Here is an 18,725-nt window from a genome sequence, read left to right as displayed (position 1 = left end):
GTAGGTTTTTGGCGTTGATCTTTATGAATCTACGCCGAGCTGGTTGGGGTCCTCTCGGGAAACCTACGCCGATCAGGAACTGCGGCATGGGGTTCGATGCGAAGAAGGCCAAGGCTCTGGCGGCTGGGGAGCACATTATTGTCGATGATGCTCCGGGCCTGCGACTTGTGGCTACTGCCACGCGAAAGACTTGGACGTACAGATATAAAAGCCCCATCGATGGACGCATGCGCCAGGTGGCCATGGGGCAGTGGCCTGCCATGACCTACGCTGCGGCGCTGGGTGTATGGGATGAATTGCGCACCAGGCGTGATGCCGGCGAAGACTTGGCCAAGGAAAAGAAGCGTGCCGGCGCGGTGGCCAAGGCCAAGGCCCATCTCCAAGAGGCGCAGGGTATCTATACCGTCGAGCGCCTGATCGAGGACTATCTGCAGGGCCATGTGGAACGGCACCGAAAGCTCAAAGGGCAGAAGGAGACGCGGCGTCTGATGTTGGGCTATAGCGATTTTCTGCTGCCCATGAAGCCAGAGGATGTGAAGCGCACGCACGCGTTTGCGCTGCTGGAGAAGGTCGGTGCGAGCACGCCTGTCCTGGCCAACAATTTGCGCACGGAGCTAGGCGCGGCCTGGGACTATGCCCTCGATGCAGGCCGGATCTCAGAAGAGACCCCTAATTGGTGGCGGCTGATACTCAAGGGAAAGCTGCGCAGCCGGGGAAAGATCGTCGATGGCGAGCACCAGGGGGTAAACCTTCGCGCACTACAAGGCGCTGAGGTTGTGGCTCTGATCCGATTTTTGCCGAACTTGTCTAGCCTGCTGGATGATCTATTTACGCTGTACCTGTGGACGGGCTGCCGTGGCTCCGAGCTGGTTCAGATGATGGGCCAGGAGGTCACGCAAGAGTCGGATGGCTGGTGGTGGACCATCCCGCGTGGCAAGCTGAAGATGGCTCGCAATGACTTGGCAACTGATTTGCGTGTGCCTTTGGTGGGCCGTGCCCTGGTGCTGGTGCGCCGGCGTATTGCGGCATATGGGGCTGGCCATCTCTTCCCTTCGCAGCCTGGTTCGGCTCTGCCTCATGTCGAGCAGAAGGTGCTAGGTGTCGCAGCGTGGTGCAGCCGGCCAGGAACCAACGGCCGACTGGGTGCTAATGGAAAGATGAAGCTGGATATTGAGCCATGGGCACCACACGACCTGCGCCGAACGGTACGAACGACGCTGGCCATGCTGGGGTGCCCGGACGGTGTGGCCGAAGCGGTGCTGGGGCACTTGCCCAGTGGAATCGTCGGAGTCTACAACCGCCATAGCTATGACAAAGAGCGGCGGGAGTGGCTAGCTAGGCTGGCTGAATATTGGGAGCAGCTTGTTCTGCAGTAGCTTCCTGTCATTGCTGATGTTCTTTTAATTGCAAAGTCAGGCCAAGTGAAAACTATGGTGAGTTCTTCGGTTGTGAGTCCTGAAATGAATTCCATTGCGGTGAGATGCAAGGCTAGAGCCTATAGCGCAATTACGCTAGCACATCAAAAGTTGTCGCTTCGATAGCTGGCGTTCAAGCGGTCTTTGTGATGTTTAGGACGGGTGGTGATAACGCATAATCTAATTTTCCTGCATGAAAAATTTTGACGAGAGCGCGTGTAGGGTAATTTTCGAAGTCTTGCTTAAAAGATCTAGATAAGGAGAGAGGGCGGCGTGGCTTTACAAATCCAAAACAAAAAAGATGCAAAGCGTAATCTTGCAGAATGCGATGTTTCGACCTTTTTGAACCCCGGGTCAAGCTTCACCTGGTTCGTAAGATCGATTCAAGTCGATCGATTTCGACACATTTCAAATCTATCTCTAGAGTTCGATCATCCAGTTACTGCAATAGCGGGAGCGAACCGTTCCGGAAAAACAAGCATATTGTTGCTTATGGCATGTAGTCATGAGCGGTTCCAGCGTCCAGATGCCACATCCTCCAGCATCGGCGTTCGGGATCATGGCTGGAACGACGTGCTTTCCTTCACGTCACATGAAACCTTCAACGCAACCTACCAATACAGCATGAGTTGGCGGCGTGCAGGTCAGACATTCGGGGGGGTAGGAAAACGCCTTCACACCTCTCGTGCTTGGAGCGGGCTTGGAAAAAAGAGCGCTGACCCAAATCGTGTTAACGCGAAGATCCGACAGCGTGAGGTGCGTTTAGTTGACTTGGAGCGCTTGCTGCCAGCCCGTGCGTTCTCGGACTCTTTGTTTCGTAAGGCAAATGCAGCCGCGACCGCACCTCTGCATCCAGACATAGCTCAAGCTTTCGCCTACATATTTGACACGCCAGTCACATCAATCGAAGAGGCGGGATGGCATCTGAATCGGCGCTGCTTTGTCATAAGGCGAGCTGGAGCGGTGTATTCAACCTACAACGCTGCTTCTGGAGAGGAAGCTGTAATCTACTTGCTAAAAGATCTGATCGAAAGTCCGAAGAACAGCCTCATTTTGATCGAAGAGATTGAGGCCGGAATTCATCCGTCAGTTCTGAGGAAGGTCTTGGACATCGTTCATGTAGTTGCGTGGCAAGATAAGAAGCAAGTGATTTTTACGACCCATTCACCGACTGCGCTTTCGGCGGTCGATGCTAGGTCGCGGCGCTTCATAGAGGCTGTGAACGGTGTTTGGCGATGCTCTCCGGGGATATCAATGCAAGCGGCGAGCAGCAAGATGGACTCGGTAGCACATCCTCTGGTTCAACTGTATTGTGAAGACGATCTTGCTCAGTTCCTGATCACTCAGCAGCTCGTTTTACTCTCGGCTCAAGAGTCACACATACAGCGTATGGTGAATGTAATCCCCTCAGGGCCTGTGGATCAGGTCAAGAATGATTACGTGAGACATCAGCGAAATTTCCCCTTCCTTCGAGCTAAGCTGGGTTACTGCGCCGTTTTTGATGGCGATTACAGGCACGACGCTCGGTTCTCCTTCTATCATCAAAACCAACAAGAGTTTGCAGACTTTATCTATCCTTTTGATAAGCCGGAGAAATTTCTAGTTCGTGCTTACTTGGCGACAGCCCCACACGAAGCTTTGGAGGCATCTCTTCAACATGATGACCACCATACGCTCTTCAGAAAAATGGCCGAACTTGGGCTTGCGACGGATGTAAGTGATGCGAGAAACATTTGTTATACGGCCTTCCGTCTTTCAGCTGACTATCAGCAGCACTCGGAGGCGCTGCAGGCACTGATTCTCAGGGCGATAGCACATTTCACTGCTCAGCCTGACTAGGGGTAAGAACTTCAAGGTGGTGTTGATTGAAAATGCCCTCAGCCTTAATGAGGCGTTTTCATGTGTGAGTGCGACACCGTGCACTCTTGGTGCACTAACTCTTTGTTCCGCGCGGCTTCCTTGCTCCAGTGTTATCTGGCGGCAGCAGGTCAGACAGAGGCAGACCTGCAAGCCAGGCATCGAGCTCTGAGCGCAGCCACGCAACGCGGCGGCGACCGGGGAAACGGCGGGCTTTCGGAGCAGTTCCATCCTGGACCATTTGCTCAAACATGGTGATGCCTACCGAGCAGTAGGCCGCAGCCATTTCTTTGTCCAGCGCGGCGGGAGTGCAGTTGAATGCGATGGTGGCCATGATCAGGCTCGCTTTCTTTCTTGTTGTTGGCTGGTGTTGACCAGGTTGTGAAAAACTCTTTGCAGGGCTACTGCAGCAGAGCACTCAACAGGCATGGCCAGGAGCTTCTTGCTGCGGCGCGAAGGCGTGTGGTAGCGCTCCTGGTAGCAGGCGTGGCACACGTTGAGCAGGTTGACGTTGCCACGACCGCGATGGAAGAACTCCGCATCGTTTGGCCATAGCTCATTGCATTCGATGCAGGCCTTCTCTTCGGTAGTCATTCCGAGACCTCCAGCTCAGACTTATGAAAGCAGACGCGCAGGGGCTTGCAGCGCGGGGCACGCTCGATGTCTACGTCCCACGCTTCGGGGCCGAGCTGTGCGGCGATGGTTCCGCTATAGCCAATCCAGGGCTTTTGCTTTTTGCCGGTGGCTGATTCATTGACTTGCACACGTGAGCCAATTGCCAGTGTTGCCCCTGTCTTCGCGTCTGCATTGCCTTGAACACCGTTAGCGGCCGCAGCCTGCGTGTCAGCAGGCTGCTGTGCGCCATCGCTCGGGTACTCAAAGTCGTCCTCGATCTCGGGGGAGGGCGGCAGACCATGAGCCGCCTTGGCGGCTACAGGGGCTGCTTTGTCGCCTTGCGCTTTAGCGCCTGATATGGGTGCCTGGGCGACAGCCACAGGCGCCCCCTCGATGCCCTGCGCGGCTGCGGCCGCGCCTGATCCTTCCAACTCCTGCAACGCCTCAGCGATCTGGGCAGATGCATGCGCAGCGCTGGTTTTCGGCTTTTCGCTGGCCTGCGCAGCGGGCTTCTTACCTTTTTTGGCCTTGCCTTGCCCGCCATCACCGCCAGCGCGCGCAGCGGGGTGTTGGGGTAGATCGGCCTTCGGGGCGGCAGATTTGGCGGGTTCAGGCTTGGGTAGGTGCTCATCCTCTGCTGCTGCTTTGACTTCCTTGATGACTGTCTGCAGCTGGTCCTTCAACACCCCGCCAGATACCAGCATCAGCCCTTCGTTAGCAATGCGGTCGCCATAGCTATGGTCATTCACGCGGCTGTCTGTCTGCATGATGCAGAGCATGTGCAGCTGGTCCGGGGCGCTTGTTTCCTTTGCGTGCTGAATCAATGCGTTGTGTGCGCCGACGCGGTCCAGACCCAGCACATCGGCCACGGCCGCAGCATCGTCGCTGGACAGGCTTCGGACAGTGCGCAGCATCAGATAGCGGTGCAGATCGGTGGTGAACCTCACGCCCGTGTTGCTGGTGATTTCAGTCCAGGTGCGATCAATCAAGCCATCGCGCCAAGCACGTTCAAATTTGGCTTCGGCTTTGGCTTTCGCCTTGGCCTTTTTGTCGTCAGCGAAGGCGCGGACTTCCTTGGCCACCTCCTTGGATGCCTGGGCCTGGTTGTCCACGATCTTGAGTAGACGCAACACGGTTTCATTGGGCAGCACGTCGATTAGCTCGCCCTTTTTGCGCGGGTGCTCAATCTTGGTGGGCTGGATGCCTTCGGCTTCCATCTGCGCGCCAATGATCTTGCGCAGAGGCTCGTTGGTTGGGCTGTCTTCAGCGGAATCTAGGCGGCGATAGCCCTTTAGCTTTGTGTTGCCCCAGTGATCCATGGCCAGCTCTGCAGCTTCCGGGCCGGTGATGACGTTGTGTCCCTTGTCCTGGGCTTCGCGTACCAGCAGCGTGGTCTGTGCGTCTGACTTTTCGTGAAAGCACTTGGGGTCTGTGCACACGTCTGCACTGTCGATATCGCTGAATAGTTCTGGCTCCGCGCCTGTCCGCTTTTTGCAGTCCAAGCAGCTGCCGGCTGCGGGAACAAGGCTGGCGTCAGCGATCTTGAATCGGGCGGTGTCCAGGCGCAGCATGAACTCTTTTTGCACATGCTTGGCGCATTCGCGGTAGCCGGGCAGATCGCCTTGCCAGTCTTCATGGGTCATGAAGTCAACGGCTTTGATCTGTAGCTGCTCATTGGGAATGCGCGCAGCCAGCAGAGCGCGGCTGAAATCAATCTTTCCTTCGCGCAATGCCTCGCGTGCCTGCTGGCACAGGTCCAGCAGCTTCAGTCGGCTGTAGACATAGCCCCGGCTCTTTCCGATTTTTGCGCCGACTTGATCAGCGTTGAGCTTGCTGTGCTTCATCAGCGACTCATAGCCCTCGGCCTCCTCGAGCTCGGTCACATCCTCGCGCTGCAGGTTCTCAATGACCTGGGCTTCCAGGGCCTGCTCGTCCGTCATCGGGCGAATCATGGCCGGGATCTGCGCAACCTTGGCTAGTTGGCAGGCACGCCAGCGGCGCTCGCCGGCCACCAGCTCATACTCGGGCGCCGGCTGCTTGAGTGCGCGGGCTTCGCGGTGCGTATCTTCCAGGCGATGCGGGGGCAGCGGTCGCAGCAAGATGGGCTGATGCACGCCACTGGCCGCGATGCTGTCTGCCAGCTCCTGCAGCTTGGCCGGGTCGAAGTGCTTGCGCGGGTTGGTCAGGCTGCGGGCAATGCTGACGATTGCCACATGGTCCATGCGCTCGCCAGCGCCTGGCGTGGGCAGGGCCTGGGTGACAGTGTCTTGGGTGTCGGTCATGCTGCACCTCCCTTGGCTTCTTCAATAGCTCGGTCGATGCGTTCGATTTCGGCCAAGATCAGCGCGGCAGCTTTTTCGAGATTGCGACGCGAGCTTTCGGACGGCTTCCACCATGCGTCATCCCAAGGCCATCCCTCAGGTACTTCCTTAAAACGGCGCGGGTCGAAGGCGTGCAGCGCGTAAATGCCTCCGGCCTCAGCCAGAACGCCACGGTTGTAAGCATCGTCATGCTCAGGCGTCCAGCCCTCGGCGTTGATCTGGCGGTGGCGTTCGGAAAGCACATCGCGAGCTGCTGGTGTCAGCGCTGGCAGATATCCATTGGCGGCATTGGCCACAGCGTCACAAATGCGAGTCAGCTTCTTCATCAGCGCGTCAGGCCGGCCAATGGCCGTGTCAACCGCATTGGCCTCGCGCCACACGTCTTGCAGGTCTTCGTGAAGCCGCAGCACGCTGTAGGCCTGATCTGCGAGCACGTAACCTGTGTGCGCGCCTGCTGTCCGGGCAGCTGTGCGCTTTGGCGCGCTAGCTTGGGCTCTTTGGAAATGCTCTGTCGCATCAACATTCAGGACGGCTCCATTCCAGCCAGCAAGGAAGAAATGCATTTCGCGCGAGTGGGATGCTTCGGCGTGCTGTGTTTGTGGTGCTGTGGTCATGCTGCCTCCTGGGCTTTGCCGAGCTTGGCCAGCAGCGCATACGCCTGCTTGTGCAGGTGGGTGATGCTGTGGTTGTTGACCAGCTGGTAGTCGGGGGCGAACTCAGCGCCGGTGGTTTCGCTGCTGTGAGAGCCTGGCTGGGGGGCAAAGCCGGGGCGGGTGATCTGCCACAGGCTGGCGCACAGCTCGCGCAACAGCTCGGCCTCGTTGGCATTGCGTACATCAGTCACCACAAAGCGGTTCTGGCCGTCTCGGTGCGCCCTGACGAATCGCGTCGTGAAGGCATCGAGCCAGTAATGCGGATCGTTGGCGCGGCGGTATTCGGTGCCCCACCATTGCATGATCTGGCGCGGGCTGCGGGGCGCGCTCAGGTCCAGTTTGTCGAGATGGACCCAGATCCGATTCACAAACTCGTTGTCTATGCAGCGGCGTAGGGCCAGTGCTGACATGGGGTGCTCTTTGGTCTCGCGCTGGATGAGCAGCTGGATCGACACGTCAAAGGCACGGCCAATTTCATCGCGCAGCGCATCGGCAAAGGCCAGCTTTGTGTAGCCGTGGTGTCCAGCTAGGTAGTCGGCTACGGTGTCCTTGCCCGCGCCGGCGGGTCCAGTCAGGGCGACGATGATGGGGTCAAGCATGGGCATGTGTTGCCTCCTTGGGTGGGGTTGCATTGGCCTTCGTGGCACGGCCGTGGACTTGGATGCGGCTGGACATGCCCAGCGTGGTGCGCAGCTGGGCGATGGGTGCCCAGACCGTGACGCGCATGCCTTTTTTCATGCTCTTGGCGGCGCGGTCTGCATCGCCACGCATTGCGGCGGGGTAGACCTGCTCGGCGCGCACAGGGGCGGTGCAGCTGCCGTCTGTCTGCATGACCAGGCAGAGCACTGGCATGGCGGTGTTGTCGTCGCCCATGGGGCGGGTGCGGACCTCGGCGTCCTGCAACAGCACGCCGCTCAGTTCGATCTGGGTTTCGGTCAATGCGTTGGGCATCACGGTTCCCTTCTTTGCAGGCCGTAGGTGCGCTCGAATGCCGCAGCTAGGTGCCCGCCGGAGTTGAGGGAGCGAATGCATGCCTCAACGGAACTACTGGGGGTAGCTACATATCCGCCTTCTGCAAAGCCGGCCAGCCCGAAGCGGCGAGAGTCATCGTCGAGCGCGGTCATCTCGCAAAGGTGCATGTCCGCGCTCTGTTCGATCTGTGCTTGGATGCGTTGCTTGGCTGCCTCGCACATGGCGTCCAGATCGAAGGGCTGGCTTTCATCGATGCCGGGCTGAGCGCCTTCGGCGTAGTCAATGCCGATCAATCGGAACTGCGCCACTTCATGCCGTTCGGGCGTGCCGCGCGGAATGATGGCGGCGGTTACACGTGGGAGTTCACCGATCCGACAAGCGATGTCCAGGCTGGTGATGAGCAGACCTTGAAGGCCCAGCAGCTGCATCAGTTTTTGATTGGTTAGGTGTGCTGCGCTCATGCTGCAGCCCTCCGTGCGCTGATGGGGTGGGCGTTGCCGAAACGGGCCATAGCGCGAGCGATGGCGTCGCAGCTGCCGGTCGCAAGGGTGGTGCGGCGCTTGCCGCCGCTGGTGACGATGTAGCGGGTCAGCATTCGGGCACCTCCACCAGCCAGCCGTGGTCGTCCATTACGCACAAGGCTGTGCGCTTCCATATGCGGCCTGCTTCGTCAGCACGCTCCAGCAGAGCGACCCATTTGCCGGCTCGCTCAGGGCAGTGTTCTAGCTCGTATGCCGCGCGATGCCGATCTATGCATACCAAGCCTCCGCTATGCAGATACGACAGTTGGCAGTTGTCCCTGGGAACAAATCTAGGCGCGGATACCGGAGATGTTTCAGGCAGAAGCACCTCATCAAGCTGCAATGCATTCGGCGGCGGGATGTCGGACGGTGGGCGGGGATCGACAACCCAGAAGCGGCGCTCTCCGGCTTCTGCATTTGCAAATCCCACGAATCCTGTGACCGGGATCAATCTTTTCTGGTTGACTGTGCACACGTGTGCACAGGCTTGTGTGGTGCTCATCCTCTGCTCCTTGGGCAAGAAAAAGCCCGCCTGGTCGGGGCGGGCTGGTCCTGCTGAGCACATACAGTGGCTAATGAGTAGTCTGGAACTAGCGAGGAGACCGGACCACTTCTAGATTGATGATGGTGTCTCCTGGCTCGGTCGGGAAGGGCTTGCCTGGTGCGTGTTCGATAAAGATCACATCCGCATTCGGCCATTGCGTGAGGGCTTCGGCGCGGTCTGTGATGAACTCGCTTTTGGGGTCATCAACTCCAGCGCATTGCAGGCCTTGCGCCTCGAAATACTTGCTCAAAGCCTTGGCTTGCATAGACTTGCCACTGCCTTGACCACCGACGATATGAAAGACTCTTGCCATGGCTATCTCCATTACAGAAAAATCAAAGCTGCCGTACTCGTTGCTGATTGATCCGCAATCGAAGCGAGCAGCTGCTTACACGAACAATCACCGGCTCATCACTGAGCTGGCTTCTGAAGAGCTGGTGCAATTTGCGTTGGCGAACACTGCGCATGAGGCTGCGTTTGACCGCAAAGCGCACCAGCCGGACTCGGAATGGCGCCCCCTGCCTGCATGGGCAACGGACGACCTGCTGGACCGTTTGAAGATCGTGTGGATCAAGCGACCAGATGGTGAGTCGCCAGACGCTGACTGGCTGGCGATACCAAAGAGCTAACCCATGCAACCCGCTTCGGCGGGTTTTTTATTGGGTGCAATAAAAGGCCGCATAGCCCGTGGCAAGTAAGAGAGGGAGGGAGGAGAAGAACCACGGGCGCGGCACAAACCTAAGCGCATTGGCGTGGGCAGCAATGCGCTTAGGTTTGCCCTGCGTGGTGCAGGGCAAGGCACCAAGGGGTGCCGTATGTGCTCAGCAGGTTGTTAACGACCAGGGCTGGCCCGGTCGATGCCGTGGAGCCCATCACATTGCTGCGATGGTTTGGAATGTACCGATATCGGTATGAAAGATCAATACCGAAATCGGTACGAATGCGACATTTATTTTGTGTGTCAGCATGTGCTTCGGTACAAAGGCAACAAAAAAGGGCCTTGCGGCCCTTGCTGGTGGTAATTGGATCAGAGTTTTGAGCCTACCCAAATCGCTCTGCCCTGGATGAGGGTTTCAGCCTTGCCATCAATGATGATGTCTGGGTACTCGCTCTTGTCAGCGTTGTCCGAGACCGCGCGCCACTGGCCTCCAACAAGCTGGAATCGTTTCACTAGCATTTCTCCATCCCAAGAAAATGCATAGATTTGTCCTGCACGTGGTTCGCGGTCGGCGCGGTTTAGTAGCAGCACGGAGCCGTCGCGGATGGTCGGTTCCATGCTCATTCCCTTAACAGTGACAACGGCGGAATTTATGGGGCTGACTCCAGCTGATCGTAGAAAGTCTCTACGGAACTGGAGAAGGCCTAGCTCTGTCACCACATCAACTGGCCGGCCGTTGCCAGCGCCGACCTGGACGCTGAGGCGGGCCACGGGAACAAAATCGTTCTCGCCTTCTTCGATGGGCTCATGGAGTAGTGAACCAGTGCTGATCTGAAAGAAGTCAGCGAATTTTTGGATTGACTCCATGCGAACGCCTGTATCGCCCGCAATGATTCGAGCAAGCGTTCCCTGTCCGATTGCATAGCCTGCAGCCTTCATCTCATCACGCAGGCGTCCAATCGCTTTGCCTTTGATGAGCAAGGCCACGTTGTCCACAAGTGTCTGATTGGCTGGTTTGTTCATGTCAAACATTGTTTGACCTTGTTGTACCGATATCGGTATGGCATACTCATACCGAAATCGGTCTATGGGTTTATTAATGAACGTCCCAATCACTGAATATCTCCATCAAAAGCTGACCGAAGTCGGTACGGCTGGCTTTGAGCAGCTGGCCCTTGATACAGGGGTCAAGGTGAGCTTCATTCGCAAATTCTTCTATGGCGGCCGGCCAGATCCGCGCGTGAACACGATCCAGCCGCTGCTTGATCACTTCCATGCGCGTGACATGGAGCAGGTGGCTGAAGCCAACGGCCAACAGTGTTCTTCGCAGGAGTCGGCCCATGGCTGACGGCCTGACTTTCACCCACCGCCCAGATCGGAGCTGTACAGCTGCCGGGCGTCTTGTCTCTTCGCTCTATCAAGGTGCTGCACACGCGGGCAGGTGTGTGCGGCTTGTTGTGCTGCGGGCGGTGGGCTTCTTTATTCATGGGGGCAGTGTCGCTGGCGGCATTTCCCTGATCAACGCTGAAATCTCAGCCATTCAAGGGGAAGGCCAATGACGCGGCGTTACTCCAGCATCGACTGGCGCGATGTTTTCTACAACTCGGTGCGCAAGGCCAATGGCGGCGTCGCGGCTGCAGCTGCATACCTTACTGACAGGCGTGAGAAGTCAATCCATCGTGAAGATCTTCGCCGCCGGCTGCGTGCTGCTGATGGAGAGAGCCTGACCATGGAGATGGCCGAGCTGCTGACCGAATGGATGCAGGAAATCCGTGAGCCTGGTTGGAGAGACTGGCTCAAGGCGCTGAATAGCCAGTTCGGCTTGGTCACGATGGAACTCCCTCCGCCTCCTGCTGGCGGTTGGGCATGCGAGGCATCGGCCATCCGCGAAAAGGCGCTGCAGTTGAACGTGCAGGGCGGCCAGTTGACTGAGCTGGTCATGAAAGCCACTGACGACAAGCGGATCTCGAAGTCCGAGGCTGAGGCTATCGAGCAGCAGGCCATGGCAGAGATCGAGCTGCTGTATCGCACTGTGCGCAATGCCCGCCGTGCTGCGGGCCTGGAGGTGCAGCCATGAGACCCGCAGGAGAAATCAGCCTGGCCTTGCTGCAGGCCGTTGAGCATCTGGCGGCTGCAGGGCGCGGTGCAACGTTGCGTGAGATCGCAGCACAGGCGCAGGTGGGCCTGGATGCAGCTCGCACTTTGGTGCCAAAGATGAAGCGCTATGGCCGTCTTGTGATTTGTGGGCAGCGCAAGGTGCCTGGACGTAATCGACCGGCAGCCGAGTACGCACTGCCACATCAAGTTAATGCCGCCAATGAGGCGGATTTCGTCGGCCTGTCACAGGCCATGCAGCTCTGGGGGTAAGGGATGGTTGTAGTGCACGTCGCTGGTGTTAGGGACGCCGGCGTGTCGATGTTCTATCAGGGATGGCAAGGGGGTGCTGCATGAACCAGCACCGTGAACCTTTGCCACCCATTCAGTTTGGTGCTTTGGCAGCAGCGCTGTTGCCAATGGCTGAGACGTTGCTGCTTAAATGGTTGGAGCACGGGCGTCGTGAGCGTAATGAGTGGGTGTGCGGCAGCCTGGCTGGTGAGGCCGGGAATAGCTGCAGCATCAATATCAAGACCGGTAAGTGGAAAGACTTTGCCACCGGTGAAGAGGGCCATGACTTGCTCAGCCTGTATGCGGCTATTCATGACTTGAGCATGGCCAAGGCCGCAGTGCAACTGGCGCGAGAAGAGGGGCTGGAGAGCGTGGCAGGGCTGGTGAAGCAGGCCAGCGGCGCACCTGTGGTGCCTGCCACAACCCCCCGTCCGGCCCCTGCACCCAAGCCCGATGCAACCCGTGAACAAGAGCAGTGGAGCACGTTGCGCCCAGTGCCCGATAACGCCCAGCAGCCGACCTTTGCGCATTACGACCGCAAGCCGGAAGACCTGCAGCACACGGCAGAGTACCGTGTGGGTGACGAGTTGCATGGCTATGTGATGCGCTATCGCAAGAGCACCGGCGACAAGATCACGCTTCCTTATACCTTCTGTCAGAGCGCACGTGATAACAGCCGGGCCTGGAAGTGGAAGACCTGGGCCGAACCTCGGCCGCTGTATTTCCCCAGCCACGCGCTGCCCAATGGGCGCACGGTCATTCTGGTTGAGGGGGAACTCAAAGCAGATGTGCTGCAGCTCTTGCTGGATACGGTCGCACCTGGAATTTATTGCGTGGCTAGTTGGCCCGGCGGCAGCAATGCCTGGAAGAAGTCGGGCTGGGATTGGCTCGCCGGGGCTACGGTGCTGCTGTGGCCAGACTGCGATGGTCATCGGGAAAAGTTGACCAAGGCTGAGTTGGCTACCGTAAAGGATGACGCAGAAGCAAAGGCGGCGCTGCAGGCCACCAAGCCGATCCTTCCTGAGAAGAGGCAGCCCAGCATGGGAGCGATGCTGGGCATTGGCGCGCATCTGCAGGCTGAACATGGCTGCGCGGTGCATCTTTTGCCCATTCCTGCGCCAGGCGAGAAGCCCAGCGGGTGGGACTGCAAGGACGCCATCAAGGATGAAGGCTGGACGGGTGAGGAAGTGCTGGCCTTCTTCGGCCGCGCGCAGCCTTTGCCTGCCGTTGATGCGTCTGCAGACGCGCCTGCTCAGGCTGATGCCCCTGCGGCAGCTGCTGGCAGCGGCGGTAAGCCCCCAAAACGCGATTCCCCCGTTGGCACGGACGGCGGCGGGTCTAGTCCGCCCTCGGGTGACCCTGACGACCTGGACTGGCTGTGGCAGTTCTACGACCGCAAGAAGTACCGCTGGGATCTGCGCCGCAGCCTGGTGGTGGCGGCCTTGCAGAACGATCCCAAGCTCAAGGGCTGCGTTGCATTCAATGAGCTGAGCAAGAGCACCAGTGTGCGCAAGGCATGGCCATGGCCGCATGCCAAGACGGGCGGGCTTGAGGCCGATAGCACTTTGCTGCTGGGCATGTATCTGAATGATGTGTATCGCGTGGGCGATGTCTCTACGCAGAACATCAAGGACGGCATTGCCACGGTGGCCTATACGGAGCGCTATCACCCGGTGCGTGAATGGCTGGCTGGCCTGGAGTGGGACGGCAAGCCGCGCCTGGACAAGTGGCTGATCCATGTGTTGGGTGAGTCTCCCGAGACGCTGAAGGCGCCGATGGACGAATACCTGGCGCTTGTTGGCCGCTACTGGGTGATGGGCATGGTGTGGCGGGTGATGGAGCCCGGCTGCAAGTTTGACTATATGCCAGTGCTAGAGGGCAAGGGCGGCCTGCGCAAGTCCACGCTGGGACGCTTGCTGGCGGGCCGGCCTGAATGGTTCAGTGACACCAAGTTTGACCTGAGCAGGGGCAAGGAAGCCTATGAACAGGTGCGCGGCAAGTGGCTGTATGAGATCCAGGAAATGTCCAGCTTCTCCAAGGCGGACGTGAATGACATCAAGGCCTTTGTGTCGTCGATGGTGGACAACTACCGGGTGGCCTATGGCGACCAGGCGCAGGAGTTCCCGCGGCAGTGTGTGCTGGTGGGATCGACCAACGATAAGAAGTATCTGCGCGACCGCACGGGTAATCGGCGCTTCTGGCCTGTGCCGGTGCGCCACAAGATCAAGACCGAATGGATTGAGAAGTGGCGTGACCAGCTGATGGCCGAGGCCTATGCGCTGTATCAGCAGGGAGGCGTTCGCTACACGCCGACCGAAGAGGAAGAAGAGCGCCTGTTTGTGCCTATGCAGGAAAGCCGTCAGCAAGAGTCTGCCGTCGATGCCGAGCTGTTTAAGCTGCTGACCCGTCCTGCCACTGCAGATGCGCGATTCATCAACAGCGATGCCGAACGTATCGCCATCAACACCTTGATCAAGGCCTTGGGCGTTGACATTGGCAAGGCTACCTCTGTCCTGAAGGGGCAGATCGAGGCCTGGCTTGAAAGCAATGGCTGGCAGTTCAAAGGCCGCCAGCGCGTCAACGGCCAGTTGGAGTCGGGTGTGTACTTCCGGCCCGATGTGTGGCCGCCGGCAGAAGAGGACTCCGCATCTGCGTCATGGACGCAGCAATCGGACGTGACTGCTTCGCCAGAAGCCGCGCCTGGCAGCGCAACAACCACCTTTGAGGCCCCACCTCTACCTGCTGGCATTGGCGCAGCGGGTGGCGGCGGCTATGGGCCTATGGACGGAGACGATGAGCCGTTCTAACCCCTTTTCTATTGACATGGTGGCAGCGCCTGAATCGCGCTGCACTGCCCACGTGGCTGGAGGCGAGATTCGCGTCCACGTGGTGGCCTGGGCGATGGTGCACCCGGCCTGCGGTGCAGTGGCGGGGATGGGCTGCCATGCGCCTATGAGTTGATTCTGTTCAGTTGTTCAGGCTGTTCAGGCGTTTGCCTAGTGCCATATAGCAATCACTACCCCTCTCTTTTGGGGTTGAAGCTGCTGCATTGCCTAGTTGATGACTGTTCACCCTGGATGACTGAGACAAGCGCATGCCGGGGCGCATAGGCACAGGCGCGCGTGCGCTCGGGCAAATCCGCAATTCCCTCTTATCAATTAACTGAACAGGGTGAACAGATGAACAAAGATGTTAGGGCATCAGTCAAAGTGGGTGGTCAGGGCCAGTGGTCTGATCATGAGAAGTGGTTGATTGAGCAGGGGCAGCAGCGCATCAAGAATTCGATGCCCGAGGTTTACAAGACCATTTGCCGGTATGCAGAGAAGGACTCGAATGTGTGGCGCATCGTGCGCTTGGGCTTGATTGGCCTGCCCGATCAGTTCTGGGCCTGCGAGGCTGGGCATGTGGCGGGTGCACCGTTCACACAGTTCAAGCGAGCGGTTGAGGTATCGCGCCTGATGTCCCGATTCGGTTGTGCACACGTGTGCATGATCGCCGGCCACGGTGATCTGGGGGGCTCCTGACCATGGCGCGGATCGAGCACATCAAGCGCCGCCTGGACAACTGGGCGCTGTGGCGGGCACGGCGTGACAACAATGGACTGGGCTTTCCGTCGCAGAACATCCTGGCCCTGTGGGGCGCCAGCGTGGAGCAACCGCAGAAGAACCGCGAGTCCGTCATGCCAGTGCTGCACCTGGAAGCCGAAGAGACGGACAAGGCGGTGGAGTCGTTGAAGGGTGGCAAGTCCCATCTGTATCAGACGCTGCACTGCATCTATGTCCTAGACCTGGGTGTGACGGGCACCGCCCGCCAGATTGGCCGCGCTCCGTCAACAGTGCATGCGCAGCTGGATGCTGCAGACCGTGCCATTGATGCCTGGTTCGTGGCCTTGGCCCAAGAGAAAGAGCGGAAACGGCCCCACGCGCAGCAGCAGGGGAGTTTTTCCACATAGAGAGTTGCAGTACATTTGCGGCAAGCTAGTGCTCAGTGCCCCTAACCGCTGAGTCCTTGCCCGGAAACCCCGCCAGTTTGCGCTGTGCGGGGTTTTCTTTTGCCTTGACCCTGGAGAGATCCACATGCCATCAGCTGCCCCGCGTCCCTGCTCACATCCTGGCTGTGGCGTGTTGGTCCGCGATGGCACGGGCCGATGTGCAAAGCACCCGAAGCAGTCCTGGGTGAAGAAGCCCAATGCTGCAAAGCGCATCACGGGCAGGCCGCTGCAACGTCTGCGTGCCGAGCTGTTCGCACGCGAGCCGCTGTGCCGCGAGTGTCGGGGCAAAGGTGTGGTCAAGCTGGCAACCCAGCGCGACCACATCCAGTCGCTCGAAGAGGGCGGCACCGACACCGAGGACAACGTGCAGCCCCTATGTGACGACTGCCACGACATCAAGTCCAAGGCCGAGCGGGCACGCGGCGTCAAACGGTCATGGGCCGGATATCGAGGCGAATGAGAGGGATTCTCATTTGAAAACACGGGCAGGGGGAGGGGGGTGAAAAAAGTCTGACCCAGGCCGACCGGAAACCGAGCCCCCAGCCGAACTTTTATGGGAATCAATAACTACCCCCCGGGGGTTTAGTGGAGTAGTCATGGCAGATAACGCTGACGAGTTCGCGGTCCAGCCCCCAGCTGTAGGTGCTGGGTTCGTGGCTGGCCAGCCAGGAAAAATCGAATCTCCTGCTGCGCCGGAGCTGATCAGGCTCAGCGAGGACGAGCAGCAGCTTTATGAGTACATCTGCGAGTCGCTCCGCCGTGCCGGCATCGAGCACCTGACCGCAGGACTTCCCATCGCGGTCATTGTTCGCACCTTCGCCAACTGGCTGAAAGCCTGTGCGCTGTGTGAAGAGAGGGGCAGGACACAGACCTCGAAGACCGGATGGGTGACAGAGATGCCCTGGGCCAAGGACGAGGCCCGCTTGAAAATGGAGCTCGGCCAGTGGCTACCCAAGGCATGTTTGACAATCCCGTCGCTGGCGCGCGTGCGCAAGGACGTGGGTCCGGGAGTGCAGCAGGACGATCTGTTCGGCGCGCTCGTAAGCCACGCTACCAACTTACCCGGCGACAAGTCGATGCACTGATCCCGGAGCAGCTGCAGCAGTGGGACGTGGACTATGGCTTGCCGGTCCTACGCAATGAAATTGCGACCGGCAAATACACCTACCTGGCTGTGCTGCGGCACTACCGTGACCTGAAAGAGGCGGGCGCGCGTGGACTGGTGTTTCGGCCTGACTTCGGGTGGCATGCCATCCAGTACATCGAGAAATTCTTTGTTCACATCAAGGGGCCACTGGCGGGCAAGCCTATCCTGCTGGACCCATGGCAGAAGTTCTGGACGGCTGTGCTGTACGGCTGGCGGCGCGCGGGATCTCTGCTGCGCAGGTTCACGCGGGCCTATGAGGAGGTGGCGCGCAAGAATGGCAAGAGCACCTGGAAGGGGCCGCAAGGCGCTTACCTGTTCTCGATGGCAGGCCAGGGTGGTGCGGAGGTCTATGCGGTAGCAACCACACGCGCCCAGGCCATGACAGTGTTCAAGCCTGCGTTCGACAACATCAAACGCTGGTGCCGTCGCAGTCCTGGCGCGAAACGTTCCTTCAAGGTCTTCGAGGGCCTGAACCAAGAGAAGGTGCAGTGTGGCGACAGCAATGTCTTTGCCCCTCTGCCTGCGAATGCCGAGCACCTGGACGGTCTGAACCCTTACGCCATCCTGTATGACGAGCTGCACGCTGCGGCCACGCGCGAGGTGTGGGACGTGATGGAGTCCGCGCTGGGTGCACGGGAAGATCCTCTGCTGTCGGCGATCACCACGGCAGGGTTCATTCTCAACGGCATCTGCGTGGAGATCCGCACCTACCTGGTGGGCGTGCTGGAAGGGCGCCGGCTGGACGACTCCATGTTCGGCTACATCTACACGCTGGACGCGGGAGACGACTACTACGACGAGCGCAACTGGCCGAAGGCGAATCCTGGTCTGGGTCGCAGCAAGATGTGGGACTACATGCGCACGCAGGCTCGCAAGGCCAAGGCGCTGCCCGGTGCCCGCGCCAACTTCCTGACCAAGGACTTGAACATCTGGTGCAACAACGCCGAGGGCTGGTTTGACATCCAGGTATGGGACAAGGGCGGCAAGCCCTTCAATCGCGAAATGCTCAAGGGCCGGCGCTGCTTCGGTGGCTTGGACCTTGCCAGCGTGCGCGACCTGACTGCGTTCGTGCTGGTGTTCCCGCCTCTCGAAGGCGAAACCACGGTGCACATCCTGGCGTGGTTCTGGGTTCCAGAGTCCAAGCTGGAGCATGAAGAAGAGGACGAGGCCGCGTACAAGCAGTGGGCTGAAGAAGGTTGGCTCACTGTGACGCCCGGCAACGTCACCGACTACGACGCGGTGCATGACGTGGTCGTGCAGGCCGGCAAGGACTACGAGATAGAGCAGCTCGGCTTTGACGATTGGAACGCCCAACAGCTGGTCAACGATCTGCTGGCTGAAGACCTTCCCATGGTCAACATCCCGCAGAACACAGGCGGCATGGGGCCGGGTAGCAAAGAGCTTGAGCGTCTGGTCTATGGCGGTCTGCTCGCCCATGGCGGTAATCCGGTGCTGCGCTACTGCGCGGGCAATGTATCGCTGCTGTTCGATACCAACGGCAACTACCGGCCTAACAAAAAGGCCAGCAAGGAAAACGGCCGCATTGACGGCATCGTGGCCGCAGTGATGGCCCTTGGGCGCATGGCTGCACCTGACGACAGCGGGGACGAGGAAGGCTTCTTCTCCAGCCCAACAACGAAATGAGC

Annotated in this window: 24 protein-coding genes; 13 read left to right on the top strand and 11 right to left on the bottom strand. The window is 59.1% G+C overall.

The window, feature by feature from the left end; genetic code table 11:
• The first annotated feature begins 86 nt into the window (after window positions 1-86).
• Window positions 87-1,376 (top strand): integrase arm-type DNA-binding domain-containing protein, encoded by a 1,290-nt coding sequence (locus tag EIC84_RS16470; RefSeq protein WP_003069241.1) that lies wholly within the window; start codon window positions 87-89, stop codon window positions 1,374-1,376.
• Between the two features lie 312 nt (window positions 1,377-1,688).
• Window positions 1,689-3,254, top strand: coding sequence for an ATP-dependent endonuclease (locus EIC84_RS16465; protein WP_160162819.1), 1,566 nt, complete (start codon window positions 1,689-1,691; stop codon window positions 3,252-3,254).
• A 94-nt stretch (window positions 3,255-3,348) separates the two neighbouring features.
• On the opposite strand, the gene EIC84_RS16460 is transcribed toward EIC84_RS16465, so the two are convergent.
• The 10 genes from EIC84_RS16460 to EIC84_RS16420 all read right to left on the bottom strand — a co-directional run bounded on the left by EIC84_RS16460 (window position 3,349) and on the right by EIC84_RS16420 (window position 9,211).
• Window positions 3,349-3,606 (bottom strand): AlpA family transcriptional regulator, encoded by a 258-nt coding sequence (locus EIC84_RS16460; RefSeq protein WP_003069244.1) that lies wholly within the window; start codon window positions 3,604-3,606, stop codon window positions 3,349-3,351.
• 2 nt (window positions 3,607-3,608) lie between these two features.
• Complete coding sequence (locus tag EIC84_RS16455; RefSeq protein WP_003069245.1) at window positions 3,609-3,866, bottom strand: hypothetical protein; 258 nt, start codon at window positions 3,864-3,866, stop codon at window positions 3,609-3,611.
• Window positions 3,863-6,169 carry a ParB/RepB/Spo0J family partition protein gene (locus tag EIC84_RS16450; RefSeq protein ID WP_003069247.1) on the bottom strand — a complete coding sequence of 769 codons (2,307 nt, stop codon included), beginning with the start codon at window positions 6,167-6,169 and terminating at the stop codon, window positions 3,863-3,865. Before EIC84_RS16450 ends, EIC84_RS16455 begins: the two co-directional genes overlap by 4 nt.
• On the bottom strand, window positions 6,166-6,642 hold the full coding sequence (locus EIC84_RS16445) for a hypothetical protein (protein ID WP_003069248.1): 477 nt from the start codon (window positions 6,640-6,642) through the stop codon (window positions 6,166-6,168). The genes EIC84_RS16450 and EIC84_RS16445 overlap by 4 nt, the downstream gene beginning before the upstream one ends.
• 176 nt (window positions 6,643-6,818) lie before the next feature.
• On the bottom strand, window positions 6,819-7,466 hold the full coding sequence (locus EIC84_RS16440) for a hypothetical protein (protein WP_003069250.1): 648 nt from the start codon (window positions 7,464-7,466) through the stop codon (window positions 6,819-6,821).
• Entirely contained in the window at window positions 7,453-7,812 is a 360-nt protein-coding gene (locus EIC84_RS16435; RefSeq protein WP_003069252.1) for a hypothetical protein, read from the bottom strand. Before EIC84_RS16435 ends, EIC84_RS16440 begins: the two co-directional genes overlap by 14 nt.
• Window positions 7,812-8,294, bottom strand: coding sequence for a hypothetical protein (locus EIC84_RS16430; protein ID WP_003069253.1), 483 nt, complete (start codon window positions 8,292-8,294; stop codon window positions 7,812-7,814). The genes EIC84_RS16435 and EIC84_RS16430 overlap by 1 nt, the downstream gene beginning before the upstream one ends.
• The gene (locus EIC84_RS26015; RefSeq protein WP_003069255.1) at window positions 8,291-8,428 is read right to left on the bottom strand and encodes a hypothetical protein; all 138 of its coding nucleotides are present in this window, start codon (window positions 8,426-8,428) and stop codon (window positions 8,291-8,293) included. Before EIC84_RS26015 ends, EIC84_RS16430 begins: the two co-directional genes overlap by 4 nt.
• Window positions 8,422-8,856, bottom strand: coding sequence for a hypothetical protein (locus tag EIC84_RS16425; protein WP_131361378.1), 435 nt, complete (start codon window positions 8,854-8,856; stop codon window positions 8,422-8,424). Before EIC84_RS16425 ends, EIC84_RS26015 begins: the two co-directional genes overlap by 7 nt.
• 88 nt (window positions 8,857-8,944) lie before the next feature.
• Window positions 8,945-9,211, bottom strand: a complete 267-nt coding sequence (locus tag EIC84_RS16420) for a hypothetical protein (RefSeq protein ID WP_003069257.1) — start codon at window positions 9,209-9,211, stop codon at window positions 8,945-8,947.
• Between EIC84_RS16420 and EIC84_RS16415 the strand changes: the two genes are divergently transcribed.
• A complete protein-coding gene (locus EIC84_RS16415; RefSeq protein WP_003069259.1) occupies window positions 9,210-9,527 on the top strand; it encodes a hypothetical protein in 318 nt (105 codons plus the stop codon). The genes EIC84_RS16420 and EIC84_RS16415 overlap by 2 nt on opposite strands.
• A gap of 398 nt (window positions 9,528-9,925) precedes the next feature.
• On the opposite strand, the gene EIC84_RS16410 is transcribed toward EIC84_RS16415, so the two are convergent.
• Window positions 9,926-10,588 carry a S24 family peptidase gene (locus tag EIC84_RS16410; protein ID WP_003069262.1) on the bottom strand — a complete coding sequence of 221 codons (663 nt, stop codon included), beginning with the start codon at window positions 10,586-10,588 and terminating at the stop codon, window positions 9,926-9,928.
• 55 nt (window positions 10,589-10,643) lie between these two features.
• Between EIC84_RS16410 and EIC84_RS16405 the strand changes: the two genes are divergently transcribed.
• The 10 genes from EIC84_RS16405 (at window position 10,644) to EIC84_RS16365 (ending at window position 18,723) form a co-directional block, all read left to right on the top strand.
• Window positions 10,644-10,904: a hypothetical protein gene (locus tag EIC84_RS16405; protein WP_205699878.1), complete on the top strand. Its 261-nt coding sequence runs from the start codon at window positions 10,644-10,646 to the stop codon at window positions 10,902-10,904.
• A complete protein-coding gene (locus tag EIC84_RS16400) occupies window positions 10,897-11,115 on the top strand; it encodes a hypothetical protein (protein ID WP_003069267.1) in 219 nt (72 codons plus the stop codon). The genes EIC84_RS16405 and EIC84_RS16400 overlap by 8 nt, the downstream gene beginning before the upstream one ends.
• Window positions 11,112-11,633, top strand: a complete 522-nt coding sequence (locus EIC84_RS16395) for a phage regulatory CII family protein (protein ID WP_003069270.1) — start codon at window positions 11,112-11,114, stop codon at window positions 11,631-11,633. The genes EIC84_RS16400 and EIC84_RS16395 overlap by 4 nt, the downstream gene beginning before the upstream one ends.
• Window positions 11,630-11,923 (top strand): hypothetical protein, encoded by a 294-nt coding sequence (locus EIC84_RS16390; protein WP_003069273.1) that lies wholly within the window; start codon window positions 11,630-11,632, stop codon window positions 11,921-11,923. The genes EIC84_RS16395 and EIC84_RS16390 overlap by 4 nt, the downstream gene beginning before the upstream one ends.
• 146 nt (window positions 11,924-12,069) lie before the next feature.
• Window positions 12,070-14,748: a VapE domain-containing protein gene (locus EIC84_RS16385; protein WP_237704508.1), complete on the top strand. Its 2,679-nt coding sequence runs from the start codon at window positions 12,070-12,072 to the stop codon at window positions 14,746-14,748.
• 372 nt (window positions 14,749-15,120) lie between these two features.
• On the top strand, window positions 15,121-15,465 hold the full coding sequence (locus tag EIC84_RS16380; protein ID WP_003069279.1) for a hypothetical protein: 345 nt from the start codon (window positions 15,121-15,123) through the stop codon (window positions 15,463-15,465).
• Between the two features lie 2 nt (window positions 15,466-15,467).
• Window positions 15,468-15,893, top strand: a complete 426-nt coding sequence (locus EIC84_RS16375) for a hypothetical protein (protein WP_003069281.1) — start codon at window positions 15,468-15,470, stop codon at window positions 15,891-15,893.
• A 223-nt stretch (window positions 15,894-16,116) separates the two neighbouring features.
• Window positions 16,117-16,392: an HNH endonuclease gene (locus tag EIC84_RS26010; RefSeq protein ID WP_003069283.1), complete on the top strand. Its 276-nt coding sequence runs from the start codon at window positions 16,117-16,119 to the stop codon at window positions 16,390-16,392.
• 136 nt (window positions 16,393-16,528) lie between these two features.
• On the top strand, window positions 16,529-17,017 hold the full coding sequence (locus EIC84_RS26350; protein WP_003069284.1) for a hypothetical protein: 489 nt from the start codon (window positions 16,529-16,531) through the stop codon (window positions 17,015-17,017).
• A gap of 26 nt (window positions 17,018-17,043) precedes the next feature.
• A complete protein-coding gene (locus EIC84_RS16365; protein WP_003069286.1) occupies window positions 17,044-18,723 on the top strand; it encodes a terminase large subunit in 1,680 nt (559 codons plus the stop codon).
• Window positions 18,724-18,725: the final 2 nt, after the last annotated feature.

Source organism: Comamonas sp. A23 (assembly GCF_004522605.1).
Lineage (GTDB): Bacteria > Pseudomonadota > Gammaproteobacteria > Burkholderiales > Burkholderiaceae_C > Comamonas > Comamonas thiooxydans.
The sequence above is the reverse complement of the archived record's forward strand: the minus strand, read 5'-3'. Positions and strand labels throughout refer to the sequence as shown.